This window comes from Okibacterium sp. AC114 (genome assembly GCF_979253355.1).
Genome location: NZ_CEEDBR010000002.1, coordinates 40,675 through 66,980 on the forward strand (window position 1 = coordinate 40,675; position 26,306 = coordinate 66,980).

At 61.8% G+C, this 26,306-nt stretch carries 25 protein-coding genes; 11 read left to right on the forward strand and 14 right to left on the reverse strand.

Annotated elements, in window-relative coordinates:
• The first annotated feature begins 61 nt into the window (after window positions 1-61).
• The gene (locus tag ACZ6IE_RS14935; RefSeq protein WP_464608699.1) at window positions 62-301 is read left to right on the forward strand and encodes a hypothetical protein; all 240 of its coding nucleotides are present in this window, start codon (window positions 62-64) and stop codon (window positions 299-301) included.
• A 70-nt stretch (window positions 302-371) separates the two neighbouring features.
• Here the strand turns inward: ACZ6IE_RS14935 and ACZ6IE_RS14940 are convergent, their stop codons facing one another.
• From ACZ6IE_RS14940 to mobC, 3 genes are read right to left on the reverse strand one after another with little or no spacing between them, the layout of a single operon-like run.
• Window positions 372-1,541 carry a hypothetical protein gene (locus ACZ6IE_RS14940; RefSeq protein ID WP_464608700.1) on the reverse strand — a complete coding sequence of 390 codons (1,170 nt, stop codon included), beginning with the start codon at window positions 1,539-1,541 and terminating at the stop codon, window positions 372-374.
• A 21-nt stretch (window positions 1,542-1,562) separates the two neighbouring features.
• Window positions 1,563-3,152 carry a relaxase/mobilization nuclease domain-containing protein gene (locus tag ACZ6IE_RS14945; RefSeq protein ID WP_464608701.1) on the reverse strand — a complete coding sequence of 530 codons (1,590 nt, stop codon included), beginning with the start codon at window positions 3,150-3,152 and terminating at the stop codon, window positions 1,563-1,565.
• Entirely contained in the window at window positions 3,152-3,547 is a 396-nt protein-coding gene (mobC, locus tag ACZ6IE_RS14950) for a plasmid mobilization relaxosome protein MobC (RefSeq protein ID WP_464608702.1), read from the reverse strand. Before mobC ends, ACZ6IE_RS14945 begins: the two co-directional genes overlap by 1 nt.
• 227 nt (window positions 3,548-3,774) lie before the next feature.
• Between mobC and ACZ6IE_RS14955 the strand changes: the two genes are divergently transcribed.
• The 5 genes from ACZ6IE_RS14955 (at window position 3,775) to ACZ6IE_RS14975 (ending at window position 9,973) form a co-directional block, all read left to right on the forward strand.
• Window positions 3,775-4,152 (forward strand): hypothetical protein, encoded by a 378-nt coding sequence (locus ACZ6IE_RS14955; RefSeq protein WP_464608703.1) that lies wholly within the window; start codon window positions 3,775-3,777, stop codon window positions 4,150-4,152.
• Between the two features lie 3 nt (window positions 4,153-4,155).
• Window positions 4,156-5,454 carry a hypothetical protein gene (locus ACZ6IE_RS14960; RefSeq protein WP_464608704.1) on the forward strand — a complete coding sequence of 433 codons (1,299 nt, stop codon included), beginning with the start codon at window positions 4,156-4,158 and terminating at the stop codon, window positions 5,452-5,454.
• A gap of 1,427 nt (window positions 5,455-6,881) precedes the next feature.
• Window positions 6,882-8,615, forward strand: a complete 1,734-nt coding sequence (locus ACZ6IE_RS14965; RefSeq protein ID WP_464608705.1) for a hypothetical protein — start codon at window positions 6,882-6,884, stop codon at window positions 8,613-8,615.
• A 175-nt stretch (window positions 8,616-8,790) separates the two neighbouring features.
• On the forward strand, window positions 8,791-9,180 hold the full coding sequence (locus ACZ6IE_RS14970) for a hypothetical protein (RefSeq protein ID WP_464608706.1): 390 nt from the start codon (window positions 8,791-8,793) through the stop codon (window positions 9,178-9,180).
• A gap of 1 nt (window position 9,181) precedes the next feature.
• Window positions 9,182-9,973, forward strand: a complete 792-nt coding sequence (locus tag ACZ6IE_RS14975) for a hypothetical protein (RefSeq protein WP_464608707.1) — start codon at window positions 9,182-9,184, stop codon at window positions 9,971-9,973.
• Window positions 9,974-10,062: 89 nt separating this feature from the next.
• Here the strand turns inward: ACZ6IE_RS14975 and ACZ6IE_RS14980 are convergent, their stop codons facing one another.
• The gene (locus ACZ6IE_RS14980; RefSeq protein WP_464608708.1) at window positions 10,063-10,461 is read right to left on the reverse strand and encodes a hypothetical protein; all 399 of its coding nucleotides are present in this window, start codon (window positions 10,459-10,461) and stop codon (window positions 10,063-10,065) included.
• 137 nt (window positions 10,462-10,598) lie between these two features.
• Here ACZ6IE_RS14980 and ACZ6IE_RS14985 point away from each other — a divergent pair, with 137 nt between their 5' ends.
• The 4 genes from ACZ6IE_RS14985 to ACZ6IE_RS15000 all read left to right on the forward strand — a co-directional run bounded on the left by ACZ6IE_RS14985 (window position 10,599) and on the right by ACZ6IE_RS15000 (window position 16,951).
• Window positions 10,599-13,442 carry an NACHT domain-containing protein gene (locus ACZ6IE_RS14985; protein WP_464608748.1) on the forward strand — a complete coding sequence of 948 codons (2,844 nt, stop codon included), beginning with the start codon at window positions 10,599-10,601 and terminating at the stop codon, window positions 13,440-13,442.
• 202 nt (window positions 13,443-13,644) lie between these two features.
• Window positions 13,645-14,919 (forward strand): hypothetical protein, encoded by a 1,275-nt coding sequence (locus ACZ6IE_RS14990; RefSeq protein ID WP_464608709.1) that lies wholly within the window; start codon window positions 13,645-13,647, stop codon window positions 14,917-14,919.
• A complete protein-coding gene (locus ACZ6IE_RS14995) occupies window positions 14,916-16,145 on the forward strand; it encodes a hypothetical protein (RefSeq protein WP_464608710.1) in 1,230 nt (409 codons plus the stop codon). Before ACZ6IE_RS14990 ends, ACZ6IE_RS14995 begins: the two co-directional genes overlap by 4 nt.
• Before the next feature lie 227 nt (window positions 16,146-16,372).
• On the forward strand, window positions 16,373-16,951 hold the full coding sequence (locus tag ACZ6IE_RS15000) for a recombinase family protein (protein WP_464608711.1): 579 nt from the start codon (window positions 16,373-16,375) through the stop codon (window positions 16,949-16,951).
• A gap of 299 nt (window positions 16,952-17,250) precedes the next feature.
• Here ACZ6IE_RS15000 and ACZ6IE_RS15005 read toward each other — a convergent pair whose 3' ends face one another.
• Both ACZ6IE_RS15005 and ACZ6IE_RS15010 read right to left on the reverse strand, forming a co-directional pair.
• Window positions 17,251-17,679, reverse strand: coding sequence for a uracil-DNA glycosylase family protein (locus ACZ6IE_RS15005; protein ID WP_464608712.1), 429 nt, complete (start codon window positions 17,677-17,679; stop codon window positions 17,251-17,253).
• Between the two features lie 140 nt (window positions 17,680-17,819).
• Window positions 17,820-18,986, reverse strand: a complete 1,167-nt coding sequence (locus ACZ6IE_RS15010) for a TDT family transporter (protein WP_464608713.1) — start codon at window positions 18,984-18,986, stop codon at window positions 17,820-17,822.
• Window positions 18,987-19,055: 69 nt separating this feature from the next.
• On the opposite strand from ACZ6IE_RS15010, the gene ACZ6IE_RS15015 reads away from it, so the two are divergent.
• Window positions 19,056-19,982, forward strand: coding sequence for a LysR family transcriptional regulator (locus ACZ6IE_RS15015; protein ID WP_464608714.1), 927 nt, complete (start codon window positions 19,056-19,058; stop codon window positions 19,980-19,982).
• Here ACZ6IE_RS15015 and eno read toward each other — a convergent pair.
• The 8 genes from eno to ACZ6IE_RS15055 form a co-directional block, all read right to left on the reverse strand.
• Window positions 19,967-21,301, reverse strand: a complete 1,335-nt coding sequence (gene eno, locus ACZ6IE_RS15020; RefSeq protein WP_464608715.1) for a phosphopyruvate hydratase — start codon at window positions 21,299-21,301, stop codon at window positions 19,967-19,969. The genes ACZ6IE_RS15015 and eno overlap by 16 nt on opposite strands.
• Before the next feature lie 33 nt (window positions 21,302-21,334).
• Window positions 21,335-21,820: an inorganic diphosphatase gene (locus tag ACZ6IE_RS15025; RefSeq protein ID WP_445996821.1), complete on the reverse strand. Its 486-nt coding sequence runs from the start codon at window positions 21,818-21,820 to the stop codon at window positions 21,335-21,337.
• Window positions 21,821-21,846: 26 nt separating this feature from the next.
• Window positions 21,847-22,218, reverse strand: coding sequence for a fluoride efflux transporter FluC (locus ACZ6IE_RS15030; protein WP_055950129.1), 372 nt, complete (start codon window positions 22,216-22,218; stop codon window positions 21,847-21,849).
• Complete coding sequence (locus ACZ6IE_RS15035; RefSeq protein ID WP_445997592.1) at window positions 22,215-22,625, reverse strand: CrcB family protein; 411 nt, start codon at window positions 22,623-22,625, stop codon at window positions 22,215-22,217. The genes ACZ6IE_RS15030 and ACZ6IE_RS15035 overlap by 4 nt, the downstream gene beginning before the upstream one ends.
• Window positions 22,626-22,714: 89 nt before the next feature.
• A complete protein-coding gene (locus ACZ6IE_RS15040) occupies window positions 22,715-23,458 on the reverse strand; it encodes a 2,3-bisphosphoglycerate-dependent phosphoglycerate mutase (protein ID WP_464608716.1) in 744 nt (247 codons plus the stop codon).
• Entirely contained in the window at window positions 23,455-23,961 is a 507-nt protein-coding gene (locus ACZ6IE_RS15045; RefSeq protein WP_464608717.1) for a universal stress protein, read from the reverse strand. Before ACZ6IE_RS15045 ends, ACZ6IE_RS15040 begins: the two co-directional genes overlap by 4 nt.
• A gap of 389 nt (window positions 23,962-24,350) precedes the next feature.
• Window positions 24,351-24,977, reverse strand: a complete 627-nt coding sequence (locus tag ACZ6IE_RS15050) for a response regulator (RefSeq protein WP_464608718.1) — start codon at window positions 24,975-24,977, stop codon at window positions 24,351-24,353.
• Window positions 24,974-26,158, reverse strand: a complete 1,185-nt coding sequence (locus ACZ6IE_RS15055) for a sensor histidine kinase (RefSeq protein ID WP_464608719.1) — start codon at window positions 26,156-26,158, stop codon at window positions 24,974-24,976. The genes ACZ6IE_RS15050 and ACZ6IE_RS15055 overlap by 4 nt, the downstream gene beginning before the upstream one ends.
• Between the last annotated feature and the right edge of the window lie 148 nt (window positions 26,159-26,306).

Genomic DNA, 26,306 nt, shown 5'->3' on the forward strand with positions numbered 1-26,306 from the left:
GCGTAGGGTTTGGGATCAGAAACGCGTCTGCAAAGCACCGGTCTAGTTGAATCGAGGTGGCATGAGAAACGACATCGAGAACCCGAAACCGGACGCTCGATACCTCCAGATGCTCATAGCACTCATGCTGGGTATCGGGCTGGCAGGGTCCTTGCTGCTACATGCCCTCGACGCGCCTTCTGATGTACTCAGGTGGCTAATGCTGGCCGGCTGGCTGGTCCTATTTTTCTCCTCATTCGTGTTTGCCTATCGGAAATGGGCACGCTCCAAACGAGAACAACTAGCCAAAGAAAGCCAATAGCTCCGATTCGGCGGAGCATCTATGCTACTGAATAACTGGCCCCGTTCAGGGTTTCAGAACCGCAATCCACCTAACGCTCAATCGCATGCTCGGCGCCGCGCTGCTTGCTCGGTCCGCGGTCGATGCGAGCCTTCGGTGCGCCCGGGCGTCGTGCCTTCCCGATGGCGTCTTGCGCGGTATCAGGGAAGCTCTGGCTGACCTGACGCGCAGCGGCCGTCTGAGGGCCCGCAGCGGCCGCCTTAGAGCGGTTGACAGCCTCAGACACGCCGTGCTCAGCTGCTGCATCCTCATGGCGCTCAGCACGGATGCCGGCAGCTTGAGCGCGCACCCGGTGTTCGCCGCCGTCGTACTCGCGGTCCGTGTTGTCGCGGTCCGCGGCGGCCGCGGTGATGAGACGAGACGTTTCCGCCTCGATGCTCTCAGGGGCGCCGTCTTTCTCGATCACTTCGACAACACCAAACCGGGCGTGCAGAGCATCTTCGATGCGGCCGTTGGCGACAAACGCCACCTGGTCATGTTCGGCAGGGCCGGCCGTCACACCGTAGGCGTACGCCAGCTCGTCGGCGCTTGCACGGTCGAGCCAGTCGCGGTCGGCGTACTGGCCGTAGACGCTGTTCTTGTTCATGAGCTCGGCGGCATCCGCGGCCTTGGTGGCCTCGGCAACTTCGGTGCGTGCGTTGGCTGCTTCGGCTTCTTCGCGGCGCCGGGCGAGAGCGTCGTCGACGGCGTTCGCCACGGCGCTGTGTCGGTTCGCTTCCTGGGGGCCGGCGGCGGCGCGCACCTGGTCGACGTCGACGCCGTACAGGTCATTGATGCGGGCGCCCATACGTTCGTAGACGCTCACAGCAACCGGGCTTCTGTCCGCCATCTCAGCGGCGAGGGAGACGGTGTCGGCGATGCGGGCGGGGGTGGCGTTCTTCCACCATTCGTCGCGGCCGATGCTGCGATCCGCGACCTGCAGGGCCTCGCGTGTGAGGCGATTCTTTTCCCCTTCGGTGGCCTGGGTTGCTCGGATGTTCGCCAGCTCCATTGCCCGGCTATCGTGAGCGGCTTCGCGTGCCAGCTGCTCAGCACGTTTCACGGCGACGTCGGCGGCGCGCGCTTCGATTAGTGCGGCTTCGCGCTGCACGCGGGCCTGTTCAGCTGAGCGACGCGCGATCGCGTCCGTAACGTTGCTCGTGGCCATCATCCCCGCACGGATAACCCGGTCGAACTCCTGACCGATCTCTTCCTCTTCCATGATGTTCCCCTCTCATCGTTTCTAGCGTTCGATCTCGGTGCCAGCGTCCCGGTTGGGGGCGCTGTGGTCGATGCGTGCCTGTAGGTGTTCCGGGATCTGTGTCGGCTTCTGCGTCGGAGTCGGCGCAGCGGCGGCCGCGGTGGCGGTCTTCGCTTGGATCTCGGTCCACCGCTTCTCGGCGACGCTCAGAGCGGCCACCGATCGGTCGCGCATGGCCGTGGCCATGGCGAGGTCACCGCGCGCCCGGTAGGCGTTCTCGACGCTCTTACCGACGCGCTCGAGCTGACGGAAAACCGCCACCCATCCGGTGCGTGAGTCCCTACCGGTGGCACGCTGAATGAGGCGTGCTTGGTAGGCGAGATTCGCGGACGCGGTTTGCGCGGGAATGCCCTTCTGTTGAGCCGCACGGGCGTAGATATCGCTCGCGTCTTGGATCGGCCCGGGCTTCCCAGCCTCCATCGCGACGGACGTTTGTGCGTACAACCGTGACAGCTCGACGGCTGCCGCAACCTCGGGCAGTCGGGACGGGTCGACGCGGGGTGCGGTGTCGACGTGCAGCTGCTCGAGGCGGCTCAGCTGCGCCGTGAGAATCGCCTCGCGGCGGATTGCCTTGGGCACCTCCGAGCGGCGTTCCCGGAGCTCACGCTGTGTGGTGGTCCAGCTCTGCAGCGCGTCAGGTGTTACGTCGTCGGCTCCCCATGAGGCGCGGAGTCGTGTGAGGCCCAATGTGCGGTCAAGCTTCGACGGGGCGTACCAAATGGGGTAGGCCGATGCGCTGGCCGCGCTGTCGACCGGCAGGGCCGCGGAGTAACCGACAACCTGCGAGGTGTCGTCTTTCGTGAACCGGGGACGAACCAGCACGCGGTTCTTCTTCGCGGCGTCGATGAATGATGCCTCGTCGGTCGAGTTGGCGACGGCTGATCGGAGGCGTCGGCGCAGCTCATCGCGCGCCGTGACCTCGTTCTCGGACGAGGCGGCGCGGCGCTGCTCGGCGGGCTTGTCGGCCGACAGGCCGGCGCCTTGCTCGCGTGACTGCAGCACGTCGAAGCCGTACTTCTTTTCCAGCTCGTGGGCGAGTTTCTGCGACCGGTGATAGTCCTGCCACACGTTCGCCTTAGTGCCGTCCTCGCGCACGAGATTCACGGCGATGTGGATGTGATCGTTGCCCGCTTTGGAACTTCCGTGACGGACGGCAACCCACCGGTTCGACTTCGCACCATCGGGATCGACAAACCCCATGCCCTCTACAAAATCATTGGCGATCTTGGACCACTGAGCGTCCGACAGCTTGCCCTCATCAGCTTTGATCGAGAGGGAGGCATGCCACACGTGACCGTCGACCATGTCGGTACGAACATGCTCGCCGGTGTCAGGGTCGTAGAGCTTGCTCGGCGTCAGAATCTCGGTGCCGAACACCTTCGACGGCTGCTCCATCACGTTCGCCAAGTCCAGCGCCGAATCTGTCGTCAGCGGCCCGAAGCTCGCCGCGTGTATGACAGCGTCATGGCCTGCGATGACGTGCTGATCCGTGTGCTCATTCGCACGCCCGCCGCCCGCCAGGTAGACCATCAGGCCCGCCATGCGCCCGCCGCGCGTGATGTTCGGCATCATCAGCCGACAGCCAACCGGTCAAGAAGATCGTCGATGCGCTGGCACTGCAAGTTCACCGCACTCAGAGTGTGCGCCAACTCGCCACCAACAGGCTCCCCAGCGTTCGACGCGCGAGCGATCTGGTTGACGTTATTCGCGATCGACGACAGCAACCGGCGCGCGTGAAACAAACCCGCCAGCAACTCGCGGCGATCCGTAGACGTTTCGCCCTGATCAGCCAAAGCGGACTCGACCAACAGACGCGGAACGGTCACTTTCCGCTCGGCTGCGAGCAACAGAAGCTGACCCTCTTCCTCAGCCGTCACCTTCACCTGGTGGAAGTGACGACGGCCACCGGGAGCGTTCGCACGACGCTTACGGTCAAGCATTCGCGGTGACGCGTGCTCTTCGCTCATCAGCAGCTCCTTTCGGCCCAGTGCAACGATCCCGCCCAATGCTGGAACCCGGCACCTCAAGTGTCGCCCATCCTCGACCTAATGTCGAGGACCAAGCACAGTTAGCACAGCTAAGTGTCTAGCTTGCTCCGCAGGCCAGAGCCCCGGACCATCTTACGGATGTGAGATTGCGAGTAGAGATCGAACCTTGTTCGATCGACCGTGAACTGCGAAACTGGGGCCGGGGGATGAAACATCGACAGACGATTCACGAAGCCACGATGAGGGGAAATGAAATGGCGAAAAATCCGACTGCGGAAGAAGCAATTGAACGCGCACGGGCACTGCAAGAAAGCAAGATCAACGCGGTTCGAGTGCTCGCAGAATCGAACCAAAGCGTGGCCGATGCACGGGAACGCGCAATCGAAGCGGAACGTGAGTATGCGCGCGTATTCGGCGCGGCGATTTCGGCCGGTTGGTCGCCCGACGAGCTGCGAAAGATTGGCTTTGCCGCCAACACCATGACCAAGGCTCGAAGCAACAAAAAGGGTGGTCGCATCAACTCTCCTAGCATTTCTGCGACCGCTGAACATGGCGACGATTCGTCACGACGGGAAGACGCCTAGGGCATGTCAGTCTTCAACGATCACCCTCATCCGCGCGTTCTGTTCGAAGGCGTACCCGACGAGCTCTTCAGTGAACTGGTGACGCTTGTCCCGCACGCAGTTCGGGTTGAGATGTTCGATACCGTTCATGAACCAGAATTCGACCTGCTAGTCACCTTTGCGTCGGACGCATCAAGCCGGTCAAAGCACCTCAACGTTCTGTCCTTCGGGGCGATCGGCTCCGACTCCGTGGTGAGAAAAGTGGGTTCGGAAACGCGATATCGGCCGATCATGATGGAGCACGAGACTCACGCGTCGCTCGTGAGAGTTAACACATCACTGGACCGCCCAATCAAGGAACTCGCAGAGCGCACAATCGCCCCTCTGTTTCAACCTGGCCTGAAGGACACCTGGGGTTATCGCAGCCTCACGGGCGTGTATGTAACGACCGGGGATCTCGAAGGGCAATGCACGCCGATCGTGACGGTTGGCGAGGAAGAGTTCGTTGCAGCTTTAACGAGGCGACGCATCAACAATGCTTCGGGCGGTTGGTGCTGGCTACTTCCTGGATTCACTCAAGATCACGCGGCCTGGCTTACTGAATTTCTCTCGTTCCTTCATAACCATGACTCAGACCGTTTCCCGGGCGACCCTGAGTGGGTTGTGTCGACCGATTGGTCCACTCACGAAGTCCGACTAGCGGCCAACGCGCTCGACACTCACCGCCGCGATTGGGAGGACAAGGTGAAGGAATTCGAGCGGACCGAGGCCGCTCTCTCGGAGTCGCTTTCCCAAAAGCGCCTCGAGGCAGCTGCAGGAGCACAGCGCCTATTAACTGCGGACGGCGATCAGCTGCAGGCCGCAGTGCAATCGGCGTTTGAACTCTTTGGACTCAATGCAGCAGACATGGATGACCACCACGATGAGAAAACAGGCGCCAAGCTAGAGGACCTTCGGGTTACCGACCCTGGCAGACCGGGTTGGATGGTTCTCGTTGAGGTCAAAGGTTACAAGCGAGGCGCTAAAACAAACGACATTACCCAGATCCTCACGAGGCCGGTGATCTCGTATGTAAAAGAGACAGGCAAAGAGCCAGATGCTGTGTGGCATATCGTCAACGCGAACCGGGAGAGCGATCCATCGAGTCGCCCCAAGGCGTTGCCGGCCGAAGCCGATCTTGCACAGCTGGAGCAACAAAACGGCCTCATGATAGACACTCGTGAACTGTTCCGAGCCGTCCGAAAAGTCGAGGCCGGCGAGCTGACGATCGACGAGGTGCGGACCTCTCTGGCCGCACCTCCTACTCGCTGGGTCTGCCCGTAGGTTGCCCCTCGGATGAATCTGCAGGCCGCTTCACTCGCTGCTTGCGAATCCTGCCGACACTGGCGTGCTGCCTCCATAAGATGGCAGCGGATAGGCCTGTCGGGTCCACCCGGTGCCGCTCGTGGTCGTATCGGATCATCAGGACTCCGGGCGGCATTTGCCGCAGTCCCAGACGCTTGGTCAGGTTCGCAGACACCTCAATGGATTCGGCCGGCAAAAGTATCGAACGATGAGATTCCGGCCGTGAGTTGGGAGGCAGACCCTGCAGCACAACTCTGACGTCTTAGGCCGCTCCATCACCCCGATTTACAACTGACAATAGCCATATGGGCTCACCTTGCCCGCCATTGTCAATTAGACGGTTGGTCTCCGCGACCAGCTGCGGGGCAACCCGCGATCTTCTCGTTTCGATCACCGCCCAAATCGAAACGGCGAGAGCAAGAGTGGCGATCGCTACTGGAAGCCAGTTCATGATCGTCATTCAGCGGCTTCCTGACCAGTGTGTGCGAGGTGATGACCTGCTCGGAATTGCCCAAATGTACTCGGACCAGGGTGCATCTTTGGTCTACACAATCGTGAAGTGGACAGAATATCCGGCGCATGATGCTTGCGAGTCGCACTCGTCCCGCACACTACCTTTGACAACAACAGCAGCCTCGCCCGGAGTAGCTCCTTCGGGAATTTTGATCGCTTTGCTAAAGCTTCCGTCAGGCCCAACATCGACCAAGATAGGTAGGTCTATGATCTTCTCGAAGTTGACCTGGCTAACAACAGATATGCGGTAACTGCGTGGGTGTAAAGAGCACTCAGCTTTAGGACTAGAAATAGTGACGGTATCGCCGGCAGACAACGTCTCCGTCGACACTTCAAGAGGTTCAGGTTGGCACCGACTTCCCGAAGGCGCACATGCCGTCAAGCTTCCGGCAACCGTAAGCGCCAGCGCGAACACACAAATCGTCTTCTTCATAGAAAAGCACCCCCGTACTGACCCTACGGGCCTGCAAAGGTCGAGGCTTGGTTAATTGGGATCGCGACCCACATTTTTATGTTCTGGAATTCCGATAATAGTTATTATGTCAACAACACTCTTAGGCCGTGGCCGTCGCGCCCGATCGGGTGTGCTCGAGACGAATCGGAACCAGTCACGGTCTGAGGAGATGTAGTGCTAAACACCGTCGACCGCCCTCGATCCCCATGATGGCGGCGGGCCAACAATGCCCTCTTCGTGGTCCTAGTCATTTTCGACCACACCCGCCCACCCTCCTTTTAACTGCGCAAGCTCCGTGGTGGAATCCTTTTGGAACGGGATTTATGCCAGGCAGCCCGTTTTACACTCAGAAACGTTGCGGGGAGATAAACCACCTTTGCGTTTGCAATCCGGCCTTCTACCTATCTATTTTGCGGTGGCTCATCGGTAACATTCGTGAATGCCTAAAGTGCTTCTTGACGCCGATTTTGAGCTGGACCTAATTGCGAACGCCGATGCGCCCGAAGAGTTAGTGGCTGTCAGCCAGGAGTACTGGAAGGTAGAGGGAATCGACCCTGATAGTGACGAGATCCTTTGGGCCAGGAAAGTCAGCGAAATTGACTATAAGAGGTGGTCTGGTACGGCCCACTACGCCGCCGCGGCCGGCGCCGTGGCCTCAACGCCGAGCTTCAACTGTTCCGCTTGTGGCAACGACCTCACCTTGAGCTCTCGCCAAACACTCTCGGATGCCCGCCGTGGCATTGAGACGCAATGCAGATCGTGTAATCCGCTCGTCGATGAGCGTTCGAAAACCGTACTCGAGCCAAAGGCTCGCGAAAAGCGGGAGCGAAAGCTACAGGGCGAACAACAAGCCCGATCTGCTCTCGCAGAACGAGCAACACGTGAACAAGCGCATCAAGAACAGTTGGCAAAACTCGAGACAGATCGTAGAGCGGTGATTGAAGAGGCCTACCCGGCCCAGAACGATGACGGCGGCTATAGCCTGAGCGAAGCGTCACTCGACGCATTGATAGGTGCGCTGGCCGTCATTCACGCTGCCGGAAAGCCTTCCGGTCTTATTCGCCCCGTGGAGTATGACAGCACACTCGCACCAACACCTGAGATTGGACGCGAGCTATTTCTCGCGGCGTTCCATGCCGACCTACTGATGATCCACCTCTCTTCTCCGACACACGCATTCGAATGGAAAGAAGCAGACCGGCTCACACTCACCGGCTCTATATATACGAACCGGACCAATTTCACGGTGCCGGGAAATACCGACCTTCGGCACCGTCTCGACGGCTTTGCGGACGACCTTCGCGAGGCACTACGTCTCGACTCGCTCTGGTCGACGCATCGCCAGGCCCTTAGGGCTTTATCGCAACGCCTGGTCGCCGAGGAAGCAATTCGCTACTTCAGCTTTGACCTCAACCAGCATGGGCTCCCAGACCCTCGGGAGCAGCATATGGACGCACTTCGCACCCATGCCATTAAGGCTGCATCTCACTTTTCCTTGGGCCATATCTATCGAATGACATGGACGTCAACGCGAGCGGCGGTCTCCGCGCACGAGCGCATACAGGGAATGAGCAAAGACAACGCCTCGACACATGCGGTGAACCGATTCGCGCATTGGGTTCAGCGGGTTATTGATAACCCAGCGCATCTCGGCGATGAATACAACGAAGACGTTACGAATGTGCCGCTGAGCGCGGCAACCGACGTGGTGTTCCGAGTAGTCCTGGGGCTTGACCCTATGAAGTCTGCACCTTCTGCCGTTGAGAGGGTTCTTGCAAACTCGCCGGATGAAGAGCTTCGTCGAAATTGCGACGACGCGATTCCGGATAGATCCGAACTTATGGAGTGGCTGCGAACAAACACGGACTGGACGGATGAGGCATTCCGCGCAGCTCTGGCCACCGGGGGAAGCGAAGAATACCCCCTGTGCGCCCCAGAATGCGCGCATCAACGCGCCTCGGACACTGCGTTCCAAGCTGGCAGTGTTTATGACCGGATAGTCACCCGCACCGGCCCACGAGATGCAGCGATCGTAGTCAGTGAAGCAATGGCGATCGGCAATCGAAACCCGTACAGGGGTCGCTCAGGCGATCTAGCGCTTTCCAAAGTTATAGAAAGGCTGAGGTCCTCGAACGCAACATTCAACGGATTGGAGGCGTTTCCGCGGGAGTGAGCATAGAGACGACGTGGACCACCCGCGCAGCCCCTCCACCAATCGTTGGACATCTGGGTTTACGTCGACAAAGCTGCTTATAAGTGGTTTTGCGGTGGCTTAAATGGTTGCTTCACGTATCTTTACGGTAGGATTTGGTAGAAGTTCCAAAATCTACACCAGAGACGAGGCCCACATGGTCACTCACCAGGCGCCAGCGAAAAACGCGGCGTATCAAGTCGCGATCCGGTTAGACATTCGCGAGATCACGCGGCGCCTGAACACTGCTCTGGGTGGAACGTTGGTGTCAGCTTTGGCGGGGTCAAAGGACGCCAAAGCGTCACACAAATGGGCAAAAGAAACCGGCCCTGAGCCCCGTCCGGAAGCGGTCAAGCGGCTCGCGTTTGCCTATGAGCAGTGGCAGAAAGTCTCGGACGCAGAAGGCGAGCACGTCGCACGTGTCTGGTTCATTGGGGCCAACCCATGGCTTGATTACGACACCCCAGTGAACGCGATCCGCGAGAACCACCTCAAAGAGGTCGCTGCCGCTGCACAATCGCTCGTCGACGACTCTTTCAGCGGCTGACATGACCCAGGAGCATCGAATCTGCTCACAGACCGGACTCGCACTCACATCCAGCCCAGGACCTGCGTTCAGAATTGCTCGAGAATCCTATGGCGCACTTGCACCCCGCCCACGTGAGACTGCCGACGACCCGGCGCAGTGGAGTCGCTACGACACCGTCGGCCGAACCATCTATGCGACCGACAATCAGCTCACGGCATACATGGAACTACTCGCGCCATACCGCACCATCGTCGGCAGGAAACGACGCGCCCTGCAGCCGCTAGCCGACTTCATGGACGTGGAGCTCGACGACCTCTGGGACGACATTGTCAGCGATTGGGAGCAGGCCGGCAACATGAAAGCCAGCTGGCTTCCACGCTCCTTCCGTGAAGGCCGCGCGATGTTCACACTCGAATTCCCAAAAGGCTGGTGGATCGACATCACCGCAACCGAAACAATCACCGCACTCCACGAACTCTTCGATAACTCGTGGCCCACCTCAAGCGGCGCCGTCGAGAAGTCCCTCACCGTCTCTGACCTCACGGGCGAGGACCGGATCCTCACGACAGCGATCGCCGAGATGCTTCGCGAAAACGTCACACTGGATGACGGCACCCTGCCTCTCGGGGTTGAGTTCATATCCAAACACGGACACCCCACAGGCAGCAACGGACGATGCTGGGCCTACTGGATGCGCGGACCCGATAGCGGACTCGCCGAAACCACTCACGTCACGAACATTGCGCCCATCTTGCACGACGACCCGATATTTGTAGCCGCCCTGAAGCACTGCAAAATCAAAGCACGGTAGACGCAGACGCGGCTGCTGGCTAAGCCACGCGAGCCTGGCTCTCTTAGCACTGTAAGCCTTGTTGACCAACGGTGAGAGCTTGACTTGCCCTAACCCACCGCCGAGAGCGCACGAGCCGCAGCAACCACCTCACGGGTTGCGATCTCAAGCGGGTGATCCCGGAGAGCCTGCGCCGGAGCATTATCATCAAGCTGCGGATTTCGGCCCTGGAACCAAGCTTGGACTGTTGCTTTCCCTTCACGCTCGTGCAGCAGACCGGCCACGTAGTAAGCGACCTGCAGCCGCTGTGTGATGTCTTCGCTGGGGGTCCGCTCCCCCGCTGCCCACTCGCGAACCGCGCGCGTTTCGAATTCATGGCCTATGTAGGCGACCAGTTTCCTGCCGAGCATCTCGCAGAGCTCGGAGACGACGTGAGCAACATCAAGTGCGACTGAGTCGGCATGCATCCGTGGTGTGGGTCGCGCCGGCCCCTTGCTCCCCATGGTCATGACTCCATCCTGCCCCGAAAATCGGACAAAAACCCTCCATCGCGAGCCGGCATACGCCACCGGCATCCGGGCACTAGCTAGGCAACGATATGGTTGAGCCGATACCGCGCCTGATAGTCAACGATGTTTGGAGGGACATGCCTGATTATCGACTCGAGGACCTCGGGCCGACCTCATTTGAAGAGCTCGCGCAAGCACTACTCATTGGAGCATGCGGTGTCGATCTGATACCTATGGGCGCGGGACGAGATGGCGGACGGGACGCCCTGACCAACGGTAACGTCCGACTGCGTGCCGGTGACGAATATGTCGAGCTGAATGGGTACACGGTCTTTCAGGCCAAACACCATGCAGTCTTGGGTTCACATCCAGATAATGCTGCATGGCTCTGGGGAGAAATCAAGAAAGAACTAGACAAATGGACGACCAACGCCGATCGTTCAAGAACTCCTCATAACTTGATCTTCATCACCAACGTCTACCTGACTCCCTACCCCGACAGTGGTGGGCGAGACACCATCGACAAGCATCTGCATGACTACCGCGCGGCACTCTATCAACCGGTCCGCGACGAAAACCCAGAACAACGTAATGCCCGCAAAATGCGGCAAAACCGGCTAGAGAACATTTCGACCATTCGGGTTCTGGATCGAACTTGGATAAACGGAGGGCTCGCTACTTCCGACTCCGTACGACGCGCCTTTCCTGCGTTCTTGAGCGCAGCCGACGTATTCGCCGCAATTAGCGACTTCACCGGCGCTGTCTCTCACACGGCAATAGCTGAGGCTTTGCTCGAAGATGCGCGGCAATCACTCACCATCGACGGCTCAGTTTGGATGGCTGAAGGCGGTGATGCGACAGGGTCCAAAGTCAGCCTGCATAAATTAGTCGTCGACTTACCCGTGCTGAGCTGGGACGAAAAGCGCGATTCCGAGATCGAGCCAATACGAAGCTCCCTCGTGAATCTTGTCCTCGAGCGCGCCGAACGGATGCTGAGACCGCGTCTAGGCGTAGGCCGGAGTAAGCGACATATCGTGATTACCGGCGCGGCAGGTAACGGGAAGACGACGATGGCCAAACTTCTCGTCCAGATCTTCCGCTGCGCCATGCTTCGCGGTGCGACCCTAAGCCAGGGACAACAAGACATTGTCGACGGAACAACTGACGCGCTGCAGCACATGGGACGCAAACTGCCTAACCATCTTCGCTGGCCAATACGGGTGGATCTCAAGGAGATGCTTCAGCACCACAAACTCGTCGACGGAGGCACGATGCTTCGGGCCATCGCTGAACAAGTCAGTAAGCAGCTCGACACGGGGCCTCTGACCGCGGCGCATCTTGCGAACTGGCAACGCGCGTGGCCTTGGCTCGTGGTGTTCGATGGCTTTGATGAGGTTACGGACGCAAATGCAAGGCGCATCGTTATCGAACGAATTGAACAGTTCATCGAAGAAGCCGAAGCCAGCGATGCCGATCTGATGGTCGTTCTAACAACACGCGCGCTCGGGTACAACGATGAGATGAGCGAGGACCTATTCGAACGCATTGACTTGGACTATCTCAGTACCGATGAAGGGGTCAAATACGCTCACCGTGTTGTGCAGACGTCGCTTTCAGGAGACCCAGCACGACAGCGTCAGGTACTGGAAACGATCGAAAGCGCCGCGAAGAATCCCGCACAACGAAGCCTTCTAAGAACACCCCTGCAAATCCTCATCTTGGCCATTATTGTAAACGGCGCGCAACATCTTGAGCCTGACAGGTATGGCCTATTTTCGCGCTACTTCGACCTCGCATTCGAGCGAGAGAAGAGCAAAGGACCAGGCTTGCAAATGGTACTTACTAACTTTGAACCAGTTATCCGCGCGCTCCACAGGGAAGTGGGCTTCGCATTGCATTCACGCGCGGAATCGAGCAACAGCCCAGATCCCGTGCTTTCGGAACAAGAACTCCGTGACCTGATTTGGCGTGAACTCGAGCTTCAAGGCTTCAAGCCTCGCAACGGGGACGAGAGGATTCAGCAAGTCCTCGATACTGCGACCCGACGGCTGGTACTTATTGCCCCCAAGGACACTGGTTACGGTTTCGAGATCAGGTCCTTGCAGGAACTCACGGCCGGCCAATGGCTCATGGAAGAACATCCCGATGTTGCAACCAAACGTTTGCGCATTGCAGCCGCCAGTCCTCACTGGCGCAACACAATTCTCTTCGCTACTGGATATGCATTCCATGGCGGCAATGCAGCTTTGCAGCGAGCAATAATCGAGTGCATAAGAAGCGTGGATGACGACCAAGCGTCGCGCCTCGGCTCCACCTTCCCGGTCGGGCCGAGATTAGCCCTGGAAATGGTCGACGATGGAATGGTGCGGAACCGACCCGGTTTTAGTCAGCAACTTTTCGATATCGCATTGAGAGTGTTGCACACGACCCCCGACCTCGATTTCGGCTCGGTCGCGCTGTCACTAATTCAAATCGCCGACGAGAGCAGTGGAGAACGGCGAGCGTTTGCTGATTCGCTGAGAGACGCGATCTCCGGGACACCAATAGCTCGCCACAACGCCGGCACCCTCCGCTCGATGGCAAGTCCAAGCAACCGGAGAACATTCAGTCTCGCGAAGCAGACAATCATTGCGGTAACCAACAACGTCGCTACAGATAGCCAAATGAACACTGCATCATCCTGGGCAGAATTCGAAGAACGGATCACTCACGCTTCGCTTGATAGATCCGCAAAAGCAAAGCTGAACAAAGCCGTCTCGAGTCTTCGTCGAATTAGAGACTCCGTGCCCACTGAGCATGCTGACCTACAAGTGATCCAGAAAGCACTCGAAAGCCCCTCAGTCGCAACTGTTCTTGATTCAGCTTTGGCCACTCTGGCACAAACAAATGAGCCTCTGCTTGCGGCGTTGCATAGAGAGGTAATTTCATCCGTACTACGCCGTGCCGTTGGTGATGAGATTGCTCAAACACGCAGCATGTGACCCCGAGCACCGAACACACGCCAATCTGCACCGATGTGAACGGCGATGATTGCGACCTTAGGAGCTCCGACGCATCCGCCAACGCCCTCATATGCCGCTGACGACGAGTCCGGGACAGCGCAAGACCAACCACTTCAGTCGGGCGCGGCTCAGAAACATGTAGAAGTATCAGCCGATAGCATCTTCTTCGGGGGGAGAGTAAATGGATGAATTCTCTGAGGGACTTCGGTCCCAAGACGTCAATGCTGGGTTGCGTAACCTGCATCCCAGTGATGCAATACTCGGCGATCTCGCTGAGACACAACGAGTGGGGATGGCAGCAGGTGTCGCGTCACTAATTCGAGGCCGCGAGGTCATCGAGGACGCCCAGAATTTGCGCGCGATTGTTGCCGATCAGCTCGATGTCCCCGCGCTCGCATTTGAGCCTGTGGTGATGACCCTCGAAGAGGCTGGCCTTGTTAGCGACGTCAAGCGGGTCGGCTCACGCATCATCTCCTTCAGCGAAAATGTTCCGTACTATTCAGACCTGTACCCCCGGTTGGGTGCTGCATGGCGTGCCGCCGGCCCCACCGAACTTGAACAACAGGTAGTGATCCTGGTCGATGCTCTCGCGAAGGCGCCTATTGCCCGCGACGATGTCGTCGATAGGCTCGGATTGGATTCAGCCGACTTCGAAACCCTCCTCGGAGTGACGACTGAAGCTCAACTAGTGCAGGCTACTTCTGTCGACAGCGACGTAGTGCTCTACTCGCCCTTTTTGGGTTTTGAACGGCCGCAACTCATAGCCGACATTGTGCGCGACCACGGTTCGCATGAATTATCCGACGCTTTTGAGAAAGTTCGGTCAGAACAAGGATTACCGATCTCTGGTGCAGGTGCCGTTGTTCAAGACGCTGTTGCGCGCGGACTTCTTATTGCCCCATCCGTGGAGCTACCCGATGGGAAACTCGAATCGTTCGCGACTCTGCCATACAGCATCGACACTGAACTTCTCAGCGAGCGAAAACCGGTGCTCGAGAAGGCACTTGCCGTCATAGCATGCCTGCGAACAGGGCAGTATTTTGGTGGTTACTCGAATCTCACCCCAGGAGCACTTGTGAATGCCATCAACAAGTTGCTACGGGAGGGGTCCCTCTCGCCTCATTCCTCATCCGAACGGCAATATCGCTTGCTCAATCGGGCCCAAGTGATCAAATTCGGCTCTGACACCTTGCCGGGTGGTAAATGGGTAGTCCCAACTCTGATTGATACGCCAGATAACAGGGAAGCATTGAGTCTGGCCCGTGACCTCATCGCCCACGGTGAAAGCTTCGCCTCACGGGCAACCAACGAGACTCAGGCGGTGAAGCTGCTCGATAGCAATGACAGATTTGCGGCCCCCTTAAGGACTCTCCACCAGTTGCAAGGCAAGCGTCAAATGACCGACAAGAAATGGCAGAAGGCGATCGATACGATGATGGGCCATAAGTCCGCATGAGTGAACTCGATCTCGGCCAAAAAGTAGCTGCACGCCGGATGCTCTGGCGTATGGGGTACTCCACTCGAATCGACGTGGTCCTTCGCGCCCCAGAATTACCTGGACATAGCAGCGCGCCGGAGTCCTACACCGATGTGGATGTCCTCGGTGTCGCGGTCACCCCCTCCGGAGAAATTCAAACCGCCGTCGTGGACTGCAAGACGGGGAAAAGTACACCGGTCATCGGCCGGATGTTTTGGTTACGCGGCCTCGTTCAACTGTTCGGCGCCAACAACGCCTACATGGTCCGAGACCATGCGATTAGCAGGGATGCACGTCAGCTCGCCGCGAGACTTGGCATCACTGCTGTAACAGAAGCTGACGTAGCTGGGCTTGAGAATATGCTGCCGACTAAAGTCCCCGTCCACCTGCAACCCCTTGCTGGCCTCTTCGACGAAAAAACGGTCGCCCGAGCGAAAAGCAATTTCACCGGCATGGACCGCAAACTGAAACCGCTCCTCGATTACCGCCAGTTCGGCTATTGGGTCGATCCGGAACACCGCAACCTCGTGGCGATGCCAGACCGATTGGTAGAGGCTCGCGCGGCCTTGCAGAGCAAAAACCCCCAGCACCTGGGGCTACTGCTCGACTGTGCGTGGCTGTATCTGCTATCGCTGGCACGGTGTGCAGGATTACTGCGAAATGCCCATATCTCCGATTTGAGTTACGGCCTGAGCGAATACCTTCTTGGCGGGACGGCTCAGCTGAGACAACAGCACAAGATCGCTGATCTCCTCAAAACACTTCAGCAAGCGGGTGAGATTCCCTCCGCTACAACGGTGAGTGTCAACCCTAGATTCTTTCAACCGTTGCTCGAACTTTTGACCCGCCTCCTCCGTCGAGGAACGGCACTCAACGATTCTCTTCGCCTTCTCGAATTCCAGTCAGCATCCGTAATGCTGGGGAATCGACAGACAGCGTCATCTGCGTTTGGGCCGGTGTTCGATCGGACCGCCGCAAAACTTGCGGTAGACGTCGTCGAGTTCTTGGTGAAGGCCGCGGATCTCGATACCAAATTTGTAGCTTTAGCGCGTGACGTTCTCACGACCCTAGATGATCCATCCGCGACTCACGCCCCGGCCCGGGACCGACGCGCAGAGCAATCCGTCGCATCTCAACACGCACACCCAGAGGTCTCCCCCGCTGCAGAAGGACCAATAGCCAGGCAACAAGAATCCTCCTCATAGTGCACGAGCCGTCAAGGTTCACGCTCGTCACTTGAAGTTTCGAACGGTAATCGAACCGGACAAGCCGCATCTCGTATCCCTAGGCTTGCGAGACGTCTCACTACTCCCCCGCCGCCAAGTTCTGCACGGCGGAAAACCGCGCCTCAAGATTCCTGTAGCTATGTCTCGCAAGTGTCTGAGAGAATTTGCGTAAACAAAGCGTGTTGCGAGACAGCAAAAGGAGTGCCATGGGCCGACTCATCGGGTATGCACGAGTGTCGACTCGGCAGCAGTCCACGGACCGTCAGGAACAGGATCTCCTAGCCGCCGGGGTTCGACGCGATGACCTCTATATAGACCGGGGTGTTTCAGGGGCGCGCGCTTCACGCCCGCAGTTCGATCGCGCGATTGCTGCGCTCCATGATGGCGACACTCTGGTGATCGCGACCCTTGACCGTCTGGGTCGGTCGACGCAGAACATGCTGGCGTTTGCGCAGGAGCTCAAAAACCGCGGCGCCGGCTTGCGCGTAATGAACCTCGGTGGAGGCGACGTAGATACATCCACCCCCATGGGATCGATGGTCTTCACCGTCATGGCCGCTCTCGCTCAAATGGAACTGGATATCAAACGGGAACGAATCGGCGACTCCGTCTCCAAGCGCCGAGCAGCCGGCAAAGACCTCGGTGGCCGCCGCCCGGTCTTCACCGATAGCCAGATCCGAAACGCCATTCGCCTCATCGACGGCGGCGAGCCAGCCGCGCAGGTGGCGAAGGATCTCGGCATGTCCCGGGCCACCCTCTATCGCCGCATCCAGGCACTGCAATGAGTGACGAAGAGACACCGCCGAGAAAAGCTTCACGGTCGGCGCCACGATCCCGAGGCAAGAGAATTGTTCCGGCTGGCATGACACTTGAGAGAGCGCTCGAGATCGCGATACAGGCAGAAGAAAATCCCAGATTTGAGAGACTCGAACCGTACTCGAAGTTGTGGAACCGGCGATCGGGGAGAACGCCCGAACTTTAGGCCACGAAGGTCACCGGCCCACCATTCGGAACGGATGACGGTTCGGTGAGTTCTGACCGGCCGTCGACGAGACATGGCGGGCGTTATAAACGTTCGTATTTGTTACGTCTGTCGCGCTCGCGCGGCGAGCCGGAGTGCTTGCACGGAACGGAAGTGTTGTTCCGATCGGTGGCGGCCGTTGGCGGGAGACGGATGTGGTGCTGCGATGACCGGGAGGAGTCGGGGGTGCTCGTCCAGGGTGAGGTGTCGCATGACGCCGTCGAGGGCGACGGCCCCGTACGTGACGATCGCAGTGAGAGCGGGGAGCGCCGCGAGCAGTGTGGCAAGGGCATGCCGCCCCTCGTCGATGTCTGCGAGTCGCACGCGGTCGGGCAGTTCCCATGGGATGAGGTTCCAGCGGACGTACTCGCCGCGTGCGAGTCCGGACTCGATACGGGCTGCTCGGAACGCGGCCGCGGTCGGGCCCGGGTTGTCCTCGCTGCAGATAGCTGCGTGCGCTGCGGCGATGGTCTGGGGGCCGGGCGACTGCATCAGGACCAGGACGCGGCTGGATCTGCCGCCGGATCGTGGGTCGAAGCTCGGGACGAACCGTCGGCTGCCGTCGGGCGCGGTCCGCCACGTCTCCGCGAGACCGTTAAGCGATCGAACGTCAGCGACTTCCTCGGGGGTACTCATGCCGGCTGTGGCGGTGCCAGCAGGGTGCCACGGATGACGGATCCGTGAAAGGTGCGCAGGGCAACGGTGATCCATGCGGCGACGAGGCCGGCGTAGTAGATGACGGCGAGGACGGCAACGACGGTCAGGCCTGAGTGCAGGGCGAGCCCGTTGAGTCCGGTGACGCAGGTGCCGACGGGGAACGTGAACGACCACCAGGTCAGGCTGAACGGCAGGTGTTCGCGGGCGGTCCGGACGGTGACGGCGAGGGCGATGACGGTCCACAGCAGCGCGAAGCCGAGCATTGCGAACCCGTACACCAGCGCCACGACGAGGAGCGCGTGGGCGGTGGATGCGTCGACGACGGTGGGTGCGTTCGATGCGAGGAGGTTCACCGCCGTGATGGATTGTCCGACGGGTCCGAGGACGATCCACAGGGTCGGTACCATGCCGGCGGCCCCGACCTTGTGGTGCGCGAGCCGGTTCCAGATCAGCGTGATCACGACCAGCGACGTCACGAGACTGAGCCCGAAGAAGCCGTAGCAGGACCACAGCAGCGTCTCCCGCGCCTGTCCGGCGGGAGCGTACGGCAGCAGCAGGGCGCCGGTGGAGGCGGACACCATCGGCGGGACGGTGGGCATCAGCCAGCCGCCGAACGCGGAGTCGGGCTTGTTCTCGTGGCGGGTGAACGCCAGGTACGGCACCAGGACTGCCGTGAGCAGTCCTCCGATGGTGCCGATGGTCCACAGGACCCAGTCGATGGTTACGGCGGCGGGCAGGCCGACCCAGTCCTTGCCGAGCAGGAGTGTCCCGGCGCCGACGGTGAGGAACGCCATCGGTGGTGCGCCGTAGAAGTGGGAGATGACCGGGTTGAGGTGGTGCCTGGCTGCGGTGCTCCGGTAGCGGATCCAGTGCAGCACCGTCGCGATCGTGAGGGCGACGAGGAGCACCGCGGCGATCGCCCACACGACCGTCGCCGCGATGCGCAGACCGGGGAACTGCAGTGGGAGTGACGCAGCTGCGACAGCGACGATCCCAGTGCCCATGATCGACGCGAACCAGTTCGGTGTGAGATTCGACACGATCAGGCCTGGCCGCTCCAGGTCACGGAACAACGCCGTCTGCGGCCGTTGGGGCGGCTGGCTACCGTTCGCGGGTGCAGGGTTGGTGCGGAGCGTTGTCATGGGCCAAGCCTGCGCGAATCCTGCCTCTGGCGGTACCGGGAACCTCTTGGCGGGGTACAATCGTTGGTTGTGGCACTACGGCGACTCACGGACCGAACGCTCGACCTCGACACACTCGACGTGCTCGCACGCGTCGCCGAGACCGGCTCCCTCTCCGCTGCCGCTGGAGCGCTCGGCGTCACGCAACAGGCAGTGTCTGCTCGGATCCGGGTCGCCGAGCGCATGGTCGGTCACTTGTTGGTGCACCGCTCGACTACGGGGTCGGTGCTGACCGAGACCGGCCGGCTCGTCGTCGGGCTGGCCGGACCGGTCCTCGAAGGGTCTCGCCACCTCGAGGCAGGAGTGGCTGCGCTGCGGGCTCCCACGGGTTCGCTCGTCGTCGCAGCGTCACAGACGATCGCGGAGCTGCTGCTGCCGGGCTGGCTGCTCGAATTTCGACGCCGTGAACCCGACGTGCGGGTGCGTCTGATCGCGGGCAATTCCGCCGCGGTGACGGACCTCGTGCAGTCGGGTGGCGCGAACCTCGGGTTCACGGAAACCCCGGTGACGGCAGCAGGTGTGTCCGCGCAGGTGATCGCGGACGATGAGCTCGCGGTCGTCGTTGCGCCGGACCATCCCTGGGCTCGGTCGACCGGGATCACTGCGGAGGTCCTGGCGGCGACGGCTCTGCTCCTGCGGGAAGAAGGTTCCGGGACTCGCGCGACCCTCGCCGCATGGCTCAGGGAGGCCGGTTTGAGCATGTCGGTTCCGGCCGCGGTGCTGGAGACCACGAGCATCATCCGGGCGAACGCGCAGGCTGGAATTGCACCGGCGGTGATGAGCCTTCGCACGGTCGCCGCCGACATCAACGACGGGTCGCTGGTGCGGGTCCCGCTCTCTGGGCCGCCACTTACCCGGCCGTTGCGGGCGATCTGGTCGGGAGAGCCCCAGCCAGCTGGTTCTGCTTTCCTGCGCGTCGCCCACGAGGTGGCCGGTCGGGGTCAGCGCAGCCCGTAGGGCAGCTCCGGATTGTTCTCCGCGATCTCGGTGAGCCGGTTGTACTTCGAGACGCGTTCTCCGCGGGCGGGGGCGCCGGACTTGATCTGTCCGGTTCCGCTGCCGACGACGAGGTCCGCGATGAACGTGTCGGTGGTCTCGCCGGACCGGTGCGACACCATGCTCCGCATCCCGAGCGAGCGTGCGACGCCGATCGCGTCGAGGGTCTGGGAGACGGTGCCGATCTGGTTCGGCTTGATGAGCGCTGCGTTCGAGAGCCCGTCCTTCCCGCCGTCGCGGATGCGCTGCGGATCGGTGACGTAGAGATCATCGCCGACGATCTGGAGCATGTCGCCGAGCGCGAACGACATCGCCTTCCATCCGCCGTGGTCATCTTCGGAGAAGCCGTCTTCGATGCTCCGGATCGGATACCGGCTGATGAGGTCGCGGTAGTAGTCGACCATGCCTGCGCGGTCGAGCCGGTGGCCCACGACCCGGTAGCTACCGTCACCGAGCGCGAACTCGTTCGCCGCCGGGTCGAGTGCGATCGCGACGGTGTCCACGCCGGGCTCGTAGCCAGCGGCACTGATCGCGGCGACGAGGAGGTCGAGGGCCTCCTCGGGCGCGGCGATCGATGGGGCGAAGCCGCCTTCGTCCCCGAGACCGAGACTGCCGAACCGTTCCCGGACCAGTGCCGCCAGTGCGTGGTAGACGTCCGACCCGATCCGAACCGCGTCGGTCATGGTCTCGGCGTTCACCGGGGCGATCATGAACTCCTGGAAGTCGAGCGCGTTCGCTGCGTGCGCTCCGCCGTTGAGCACGTTGAAGTGCGGGACGGGCAGGCGGGGCGTGCTGCCGGTGACGTCTGCGATCCAACGCCAGAGCGGCAGCTCCGCTGCGGCGGCGAGAGCGCGTGCCATCGCGATCGAGGTCGCGACGACACTGTTCGCGCCGAGCCGGCGGTAGTTCGGGGTGCCGTCGAGGGCAGCGAGGGCGGCGTCGGCCTGCCCGATCGAGGTCCACGACTGGCCGGTGATCATCGGTGCGACGTCCGTCGTGATGAGGTGCAGTGCCTGGCTCACGTCGCGGCCGCCGTAGCTGCTGCCGCCGTCGCGAAGCTCGACAGCCTCATGCGCGCCAGTGGATGCGCCTGCGGGGGCGTCACCGGTGACGACGGTGCCGTCCTCGAGCTCGAGACGCACCTGGATCGTTGGGTAGCCGCGGGAGTCGAGGATCCGGGAGCCGTGCAGGCTGCTGATGGTGACGGGGCGGCTGGTGTGGGTCACGTACTCGCCCTGATGGTGGGTGGTGTGGTGGACGTTGCTGATGTAGTCGTTCATGGAGGTTGTCGCCTTTCGGGTTGGTCGTGCGGGTCAGGGGTGCGGGGTGAACCGTTCCTGTGCGGAGCGGATGATGGCTTCGGCGTCGACACGGTTCGCCCACCCGTTGGTGGTGACGTGCTTGCCGTGCTCGACCTCTTTGTAGTGGGCGAAGAAGTGCTCGATCTCCGCCAGGACCGGCTCGGCGACGTCGGAGATGTCCTGGACGTGGTCGAAGCGGACGTCTCCGGCGGGGACGGTGAGGATCTTGTCATCGCCGCCGTTTTCGTCGACCATGCGGAGCATCCCGACCGGGCGGACGTCGATGACGACGCCGGGGAACGTGGGCCGGGGCAGTAGCACGAGCGCGTCGAGGGGGTCGCCGTCATCGCCGAGAGTGTCGTCGATCGAGCCGTAGTCCTGCGGGAACACCATGCTGGTGAACACCGCCCGGTCCAGGCGGATCCGTCCGGTGGCGTGGTCGACCTCGTACTTGTTGCCGCTGCCGCGGGGGATCTCGATCGTGATGTCGAAGTGCATGAGCTGTTCTTCTCCCAGTCGGATGGTCAAGTGAGGGTGCCGAGGGTGACGCCCCCGGCGGCTGCGGCGACGGAGACGACGAGCATCCCGAGCCCGTTCACGGCAGCCGCGGTGGTGCGGCCGGTGCGTGCGAGGCGGACGGTCTCGAAGCTGGCGGTGCTGAACGTGGTGTAGCCACCCATGAGCCCTGTTCCGAGCACCGCGACGGGGGTAGCGCCGAGGTGACCGGCGGCGCCGGTGATCAAGCCCAGCAGGAACGAGCCGGTGATGTTGATCGTCAGCGTCCCGACCGGGAGCCGGAACTGCCGACCCCGGTTGATCGCACCGTCCAGGAAGAACCGTGCGGCCGCGCCGACACCGCCAGCGACAGCGACGCTGAGGAAGGCCAGGGCGCTCATGATGTGGCTCCGTTCGGTCGGACCAAGCCCGCGATCGCGAGACCGCTACCGGTGGCGATCGCGCCGGCGAGGACCGTCAGGAGCCCGTACCCGGTGCCGGCCAACCCGCGGCCGGCGAGGAACAACACCGCGGTGCTGGTCGCGAGGGTGCTGTAGGTGGTGAACCCGCCGAGGACACCGGTTCCCAGAAGCAGGCGCAGTGTCCGGCGGCGACCCTCGTCAGGTCCGCGATGCGCGAGGTGTTCCAGCAGCACACCGAGTAGGAGCGCGCCGGCGATGTTGATCCAAAAGATCGCCCAGGACACTCCGTGCTGAGCGGGGAACGCGGTGCTGAGTCCGTCGCGTGCGGCGGTACCGATGGCGCCGCCGAGTGCGACGACACCGAGGTACCGCCACCGCAGATGCACTGGCCGGGCGATACGTTCCGGGTCATTGGCGTCGATGTCCGGGTCGGGCGGGAGCTGCCCATCGGGCAGGTCCGTGTCCGTTCGGGAGGTCATGTTCCACCTTCCGCAGCGACCGCTGCCGCTGCTGCTCGTGCTGCCGGATGCAGGTACTCCCCACCCCGCGGACAGAACCCACCGTCGCCGTCGAACCGGTAGATCAGGGGTTCGCCCGTGGGGAGGTTCAGGTCCGCGAGCTCACCGTCGGTCAGGCAGTCCATGCAGGCACACAGTGCCCGCAAAGAGTTGCCGTGCGCGACGACGAGCACTGTCTGCCCGTCGCGGAGTGCCGGGGTGATGCGGTCCGACAGGACGGGTTGGACCCGGCGGATGACGTCGGAGAGTGTCTCGGTTCGACGAACTGCCGCCCACGGCAGTCCACGAAGCGCCGGCGTCCGCCGGAGCGCCAGCCACGCGCGGATCGACATGCGTGGCGGCCGACCCGTGCGGGTCCGGCGAACAGCGAAGAACTGCTCCGCCCCCAACGCCGCTTGCGCATTCTGCTTGGACATGCCGGTGAGGGCGCCGTAGTTCCGCTCGTTCAACCGCCACGTCGACTCGATCGGCGCATCACGTCCGACGACGTCGGTGACGAGCTCCGCCGTATGGAGCGCGCGCTCGAGCGTCGACGTGAGCACGAGGTCCGGTCGGATGCCGGCATGCAGAAGTAGCAACCCAGCCCGATTCGCTTCGGCGGTGCCCTGTTCGGTCAGCGCGACGTCTCGCAAGCCGGTGAAGGTGCTGGCAGCGTTCGCAGTGCTCTGTCCGTGGCGGAGCAGAACAAGCTGGCCGGTCACGGGGTGTCCCACGGAAGTGGGGCATCGAACCCGACCGGATCAACGGGCACTACGACCACTAAACGGTGCTGTCGATGGGCCAGCCGTGCCGCGACCGACCCCGTGAAGAACTCCGCGATTCGACCCGCTCCCGTCCTGGCCCCGACGACCAGCATCGCCGCGTCGCGGTCTTCGGCAACCTGCGACAGAGCCCGGCTCGGATCCCCGACACCCGAGACGAACGTGACGTCGACGCCGTAGGTCGTTGCGGCAGCACGTACTGCCGCCTCGTCACTGTCCGACAAGCCCTGCGGTGTCGTGTCAGCGGTATCAGGGTCGATCGGTTCCACCATCACCGACCCGTCCGAGCGCGTACCGGCATCGAAGAGCGATGCATCCACGCTGACGCACACCAGCGTCGTACCGAAGCGCCGCGCGATAGACGCCGCAACCTCGATCACCCCCGGCGCGAAGCCGGGTAGGACGCCGACGACGACCGGTCCGGTACCTATTGGTGCTGTCATGACACTCCCTACCTCAGGCGCGCAGAAACGCGACCAGCTGAGATAGGGACTGTTGTCGACAACTGTCGAGGTTGGGTCCGGCAAGCCCCACTACCGGGTCCGAAGACACCACCAGTATGCACCCGAACCCCCAAATCACGCAAGCCGTCTCGCGCACCCGTGACGTCCCGACACCGACGGAAGCGATTCCGACGACACGGAGCGAAGCTGCCCGCAACGACCGCCGGCCCCCTTAGGTTGTTCTGCTCGAGGTACCTAACAAGAACAAAGTATGGGACAGGCTATCCGGACACGCTTGTGATTCGCAGCGATAAGTGGCCCACATTCCGCACCGATAGTCGTCCGATTTCGCATGGAAGGCGGTTCGTTGCTCTGCGTCGCGGCGACGTTTATCGGAGTATGCCTTGCTGCCGGGCTGCGGAAACGGCGGCCGTGCGGGAGCTGACGTTGAGCTTGGAGAAGATGTGGGCTAGGTGCGACTTCACGGTTGTTTCGCTGATGAAGAGTTCTTCTGCGACGTCGGTGTTTGAGCGGCCTGCCGCGACGAGTTCGAGGACCTGGATCTCTCGACTGCTGAGACTGATTTGAGGGGCGCGCATCCGGTTGAGGAGCCGCGAAGCGATGACCGGGGCGAGGGCGCTTTCGCCGGCGGCGGCGGCGCGGACAGCAGCGATGAGCTCGTGGGGTGGGGCGTCTTTGAGGAGGTAGCCGCTGGCGCCGGCCTCGACGGCGTTGAGGATGTCGGAGTCCGAGTCGTAGTTCGTCAGTACGAGAACGTACGGTGGGGCTTCGAGGGCGCGGATGCGCCGGGTGGCGTCTGCTCCGGTGACGGTCTGCTGGGAGCCGAATTGCAGATCCATCAGGACGACGTCCGGGTTGGTGTGTTCGGCGAGGTCAAGGGCTTCGTCAGGAGTGCCCGCTTCGGCGAGGACCTCGAAGTCTTCCTCGAGGCTGAATAGGGCGACGAGGCCGGCGCGGACGATGGGGTGGTCGTCGGCGATCACGAGCCGGATCATGCGATCCTCGCCAAGTGGAGATCTACGGCCAGGGTTGTCCCGCGCCCGGTTGCGGCGCCGATGGTGAGGACTCCGCCGAGCTGCTGTACCCGCTCCGAGGTAGCCTGCAGTCCGAAAGAGTCCGACTTCTCGGCCGCATCGTGGCGCAGCTGCTCCGGGTCGAACCCGGTGCCGTTATCGGTGACGGTGAAGTGGAGTGCGTCGTCCTCGATCCCGATGGTGATGGTCGCGGTGGTGGCGTGGGCGTGCTGGATGACGTTCGCGATCGCTCCTTGCGCGATGCGCAGTAGCGCGGTTTGGAGGTGCATGGGCAGCGTGATCGTGTCGGATACTCGCACCTGCACGTCGAGTCCTTGGGTCGCCCATTGGGTGCGGGCGAGCCGGCGGAGCGCCCCGCCGAGGGTCTGGTCGTCGAGTTGGGGCGGGGTGAGCTCGCGAATGAACCGGCGCGCTTCTGCGAGGTTCGCGGCCGCAGTTTCGCGGGCTAGCCGGATGTGCTCGATGCCGGGCCGGGTCGGGTCGGCGCGTTCGGCGGCGTGCAGGAGCATCTGGATGCTGGAGAGTCCTTGAGCGAGGGTGTCGTGGATCTCGCGGGCGAGGCGGGCCCGCTCGGCGAGAACTCCCTGTTCATGCTCGGTCGCGGCGAGTTGCCCCTGGGTGGTGATCAGCTCGTGGACAAGTGCTTCACGTTGTTCGGCCTCGCGGGCGAGAGCTTGGTAGCCGAGCCCGATGAGTAGCGCGACGCCTGCGCCGACGAGCGGGCCGACAACACCGCCCACGGTCCATCCGTTATGGATGCCGAGGGCACAGATGGCGACGATGGTCGATGCCAGGATCGCGGCCGAACCCCACCATCGGCCGAGGAGGTGGAGGTAGAGGAAGAACAGCGGGAATACCAGGTAAGCGGCATCCGGGCTCAGCCACAGCAGAACGACCCACTCCACGGTCAGGGCTGCCAACCAGCCCAACTGCAGTAGTCGCCCTGCTCGAGCAGGTCGCGTCAGGAGGGCGCCGCTCGCGTAGGTCAACCCGAGGACCACGGCCACGACGATCGCGGTGTTGCTCGCATCCGTCGGGGACAGGATCGCACGGACGACGACCAGCACGGTAAGAGCGGCGAACAGAACGTGCAAGCCGGTTCGCAGACCCACGAAAACCGGGGTTAATGCGGTGTGGACCATGGGCTGAACTCTACGCGGCACCCGAGTGTCGGTCATCGTCCAAAAGGACGATCGGGAGCTCCACACTCCGGGCGCGAAAAGGTGTCCGGGCAGCCGATGACCGGGCTCTGCCGGGTCGCGAGAGTGGAATAGTCGCCGCGTCTGGCGG

What these genes read in the sequence shown, in the direction of transcription:
- ACZ6IE_RS14935 (WP_464608699.1), top strand. Translation starts at nt 62, where the DNA reads ATGAGAAACGACATCGAGAACCCGAAACCGGACGCTCGATACCTCCAG.
- ACZ6IE_RS14940 (WP_464608700.1), bottom strand. Translation starts at nt 1,541, where the DNA reads ATGGAAGAGGAAGAGATCGGTCAGGAGTTCGACCGGGTTATCCGTGCG.
- ACZ6IE_RS14945 (WP_464608701.1), bottom strand. Translation starts at nt 3,152, where the DNA reads ATGATGCCGAACATCACGCGCGGCGGGCGCATGGCGGGCCTGATGGTC.
- mobC (WP_464608702.1), bottom strand. Translation starts at nt 3,547, where the DNA reads ATGAGCGAAGAGCACGCGTCACCGCGAATGCTTGACCGTAAGCGTCGT.
- ACZ6IE_RS14955 (WP_464608703.1), top strand. Translation starts at nt 3,775, where the DNA reads ATGAAACATCGACAGACGATTCACGAAGCCACGATGAGGGGAAATGAA.
- ACZ6IE_RS14960 (WP_464608704.1), top strand. Translation starts at nt 4,156, where the DNA reads ATGTCAGTCTTCAACGATCACCCTCATCCGCGCGTTCTGTTCGAAGGC.
- ACZ6IE_RS14965 (WP_464608705.1), top strand. Translation starts at nt 6,882, where the DNA reads ATGCCTAAAGTGCTTCTTGACGCCGATTTTGAGCTGGACCTAATTGCG.
- ACZ6IE_RS14970 (WP_464608706.1), top strand. Translation starts at nt 8,791, where the DNA reads ATGGTCACTCACCAGGCGCCAGCGAAAAACGCGGCGTATCAAGTCGCG.
- ACZ6IE_RS14975 (WP_464608707.1), top strand. Translation starts at nt 9,182, where the DNA reads ATGACCCAGGAGCATCGAATCTGCTCACAGACCGGACTCGCACTCACA.
- ACZ6IE_RS14980 (WP_464608708.1), bottom strand. Translation starts at nt 10,461, where the DNA reads ATGACCATGGGGAGCAAGGGGCCGGCGCGACCCACACCACGGATGCAT.
- ACZ6IE_RS14985 (WP_464608748.1), top strand. Translation starts at nt 10,599, where the DNA reads ATGCCTGATTATCGACTCGAGGACCTCGGGCCGACCTCATTTGAAGAG.
- ACZ6IE_RS14990 (WP_464608709.1), top strand. Translation starts at nt 13,645, where the DNA reads ATGGATGAATTCTCTGAGGGACTTCGGTCCCAAGACGTCAATGCTGGG.
- ACZ6IE_RS14995 (WP_464608710.1), top strand. Translation starts at nt 14,916, where the DNA reads ATGAGTGAACTCGATCTCGGCCAAAAAGTAGCTGCACGCCGGATGCTC.
- ACZ6IE_RS15000 (WP_464608711.1), top strand. Translation starts at nt 16,373, where the DNA reads ATGGGCCGACTCATCGGGTATGCACGAGTGTCGACTCGGCAGCAGTCC.
- ACZ6IE_RS15005 (WP_464608712.1), bottom strand. Translation starts at nt 17,679, where the DNA reads ATGCAGTCGCCCGGCCCCCAGACCATCGCCGCAGCGCACGCAGCTATC.
- ACZ6IE_RS15010 (WP_464608713.1), bottom strand. Translation starts at nt 18,986, where the DNA reads ATGACAACGCTCCGCACCAACCCTGCACCCGCGAACGGTAGCCAGCCG.
- eno (WP_464608715.1), bottom strand. Translation starts at nt 21,301, where the DNA reads ATGAACGACTACATCAGCAACGTCCACCACACCACCCACCATCAGGGC.
- ACZ6IE_RS15025 (WP_445996821.1), bottom strand. Translation starts at nt 21,820, where the DNA reads ATGCACTTCGACATCACGATCGAGATCCCCCGCGGCAGCGGCAACAAG.
- ACZ6IE_RS15030 (WP_055950129.1), bottom strand. Translation starts at nt 22,218, where the DNA reads ATGAGCGCCCTGGCCTTCCTCAGCGTCGCTGTCGCTGGCGGTGTCGGC.
- ACZ6IE_RS15045 (WP_464608717.1), bottom strand. Translation starts at nt 23,961, where the DNA reads ATGACAGCACCAATAGGTACCGGACCGGTCGTCGTCGGCGTCCTACCC.
- ACZ6IE_RS15050 (WP_464608718.1), bottom strand. Translation starts at nt 24,977, where the DNA reads ATGATCCGGCTCGTGATCGCCGACGACCACCCCATCGTCCGCGCCGGC.
- ACZ6IE_RS15055 (WP_464608719.1), bottom strand. Translation starts at nt 26,158, where the DNA reads ATGGTCCACACCGCATTAACCCCGGTTTTCGTGGGTCTGCGAACCGGC.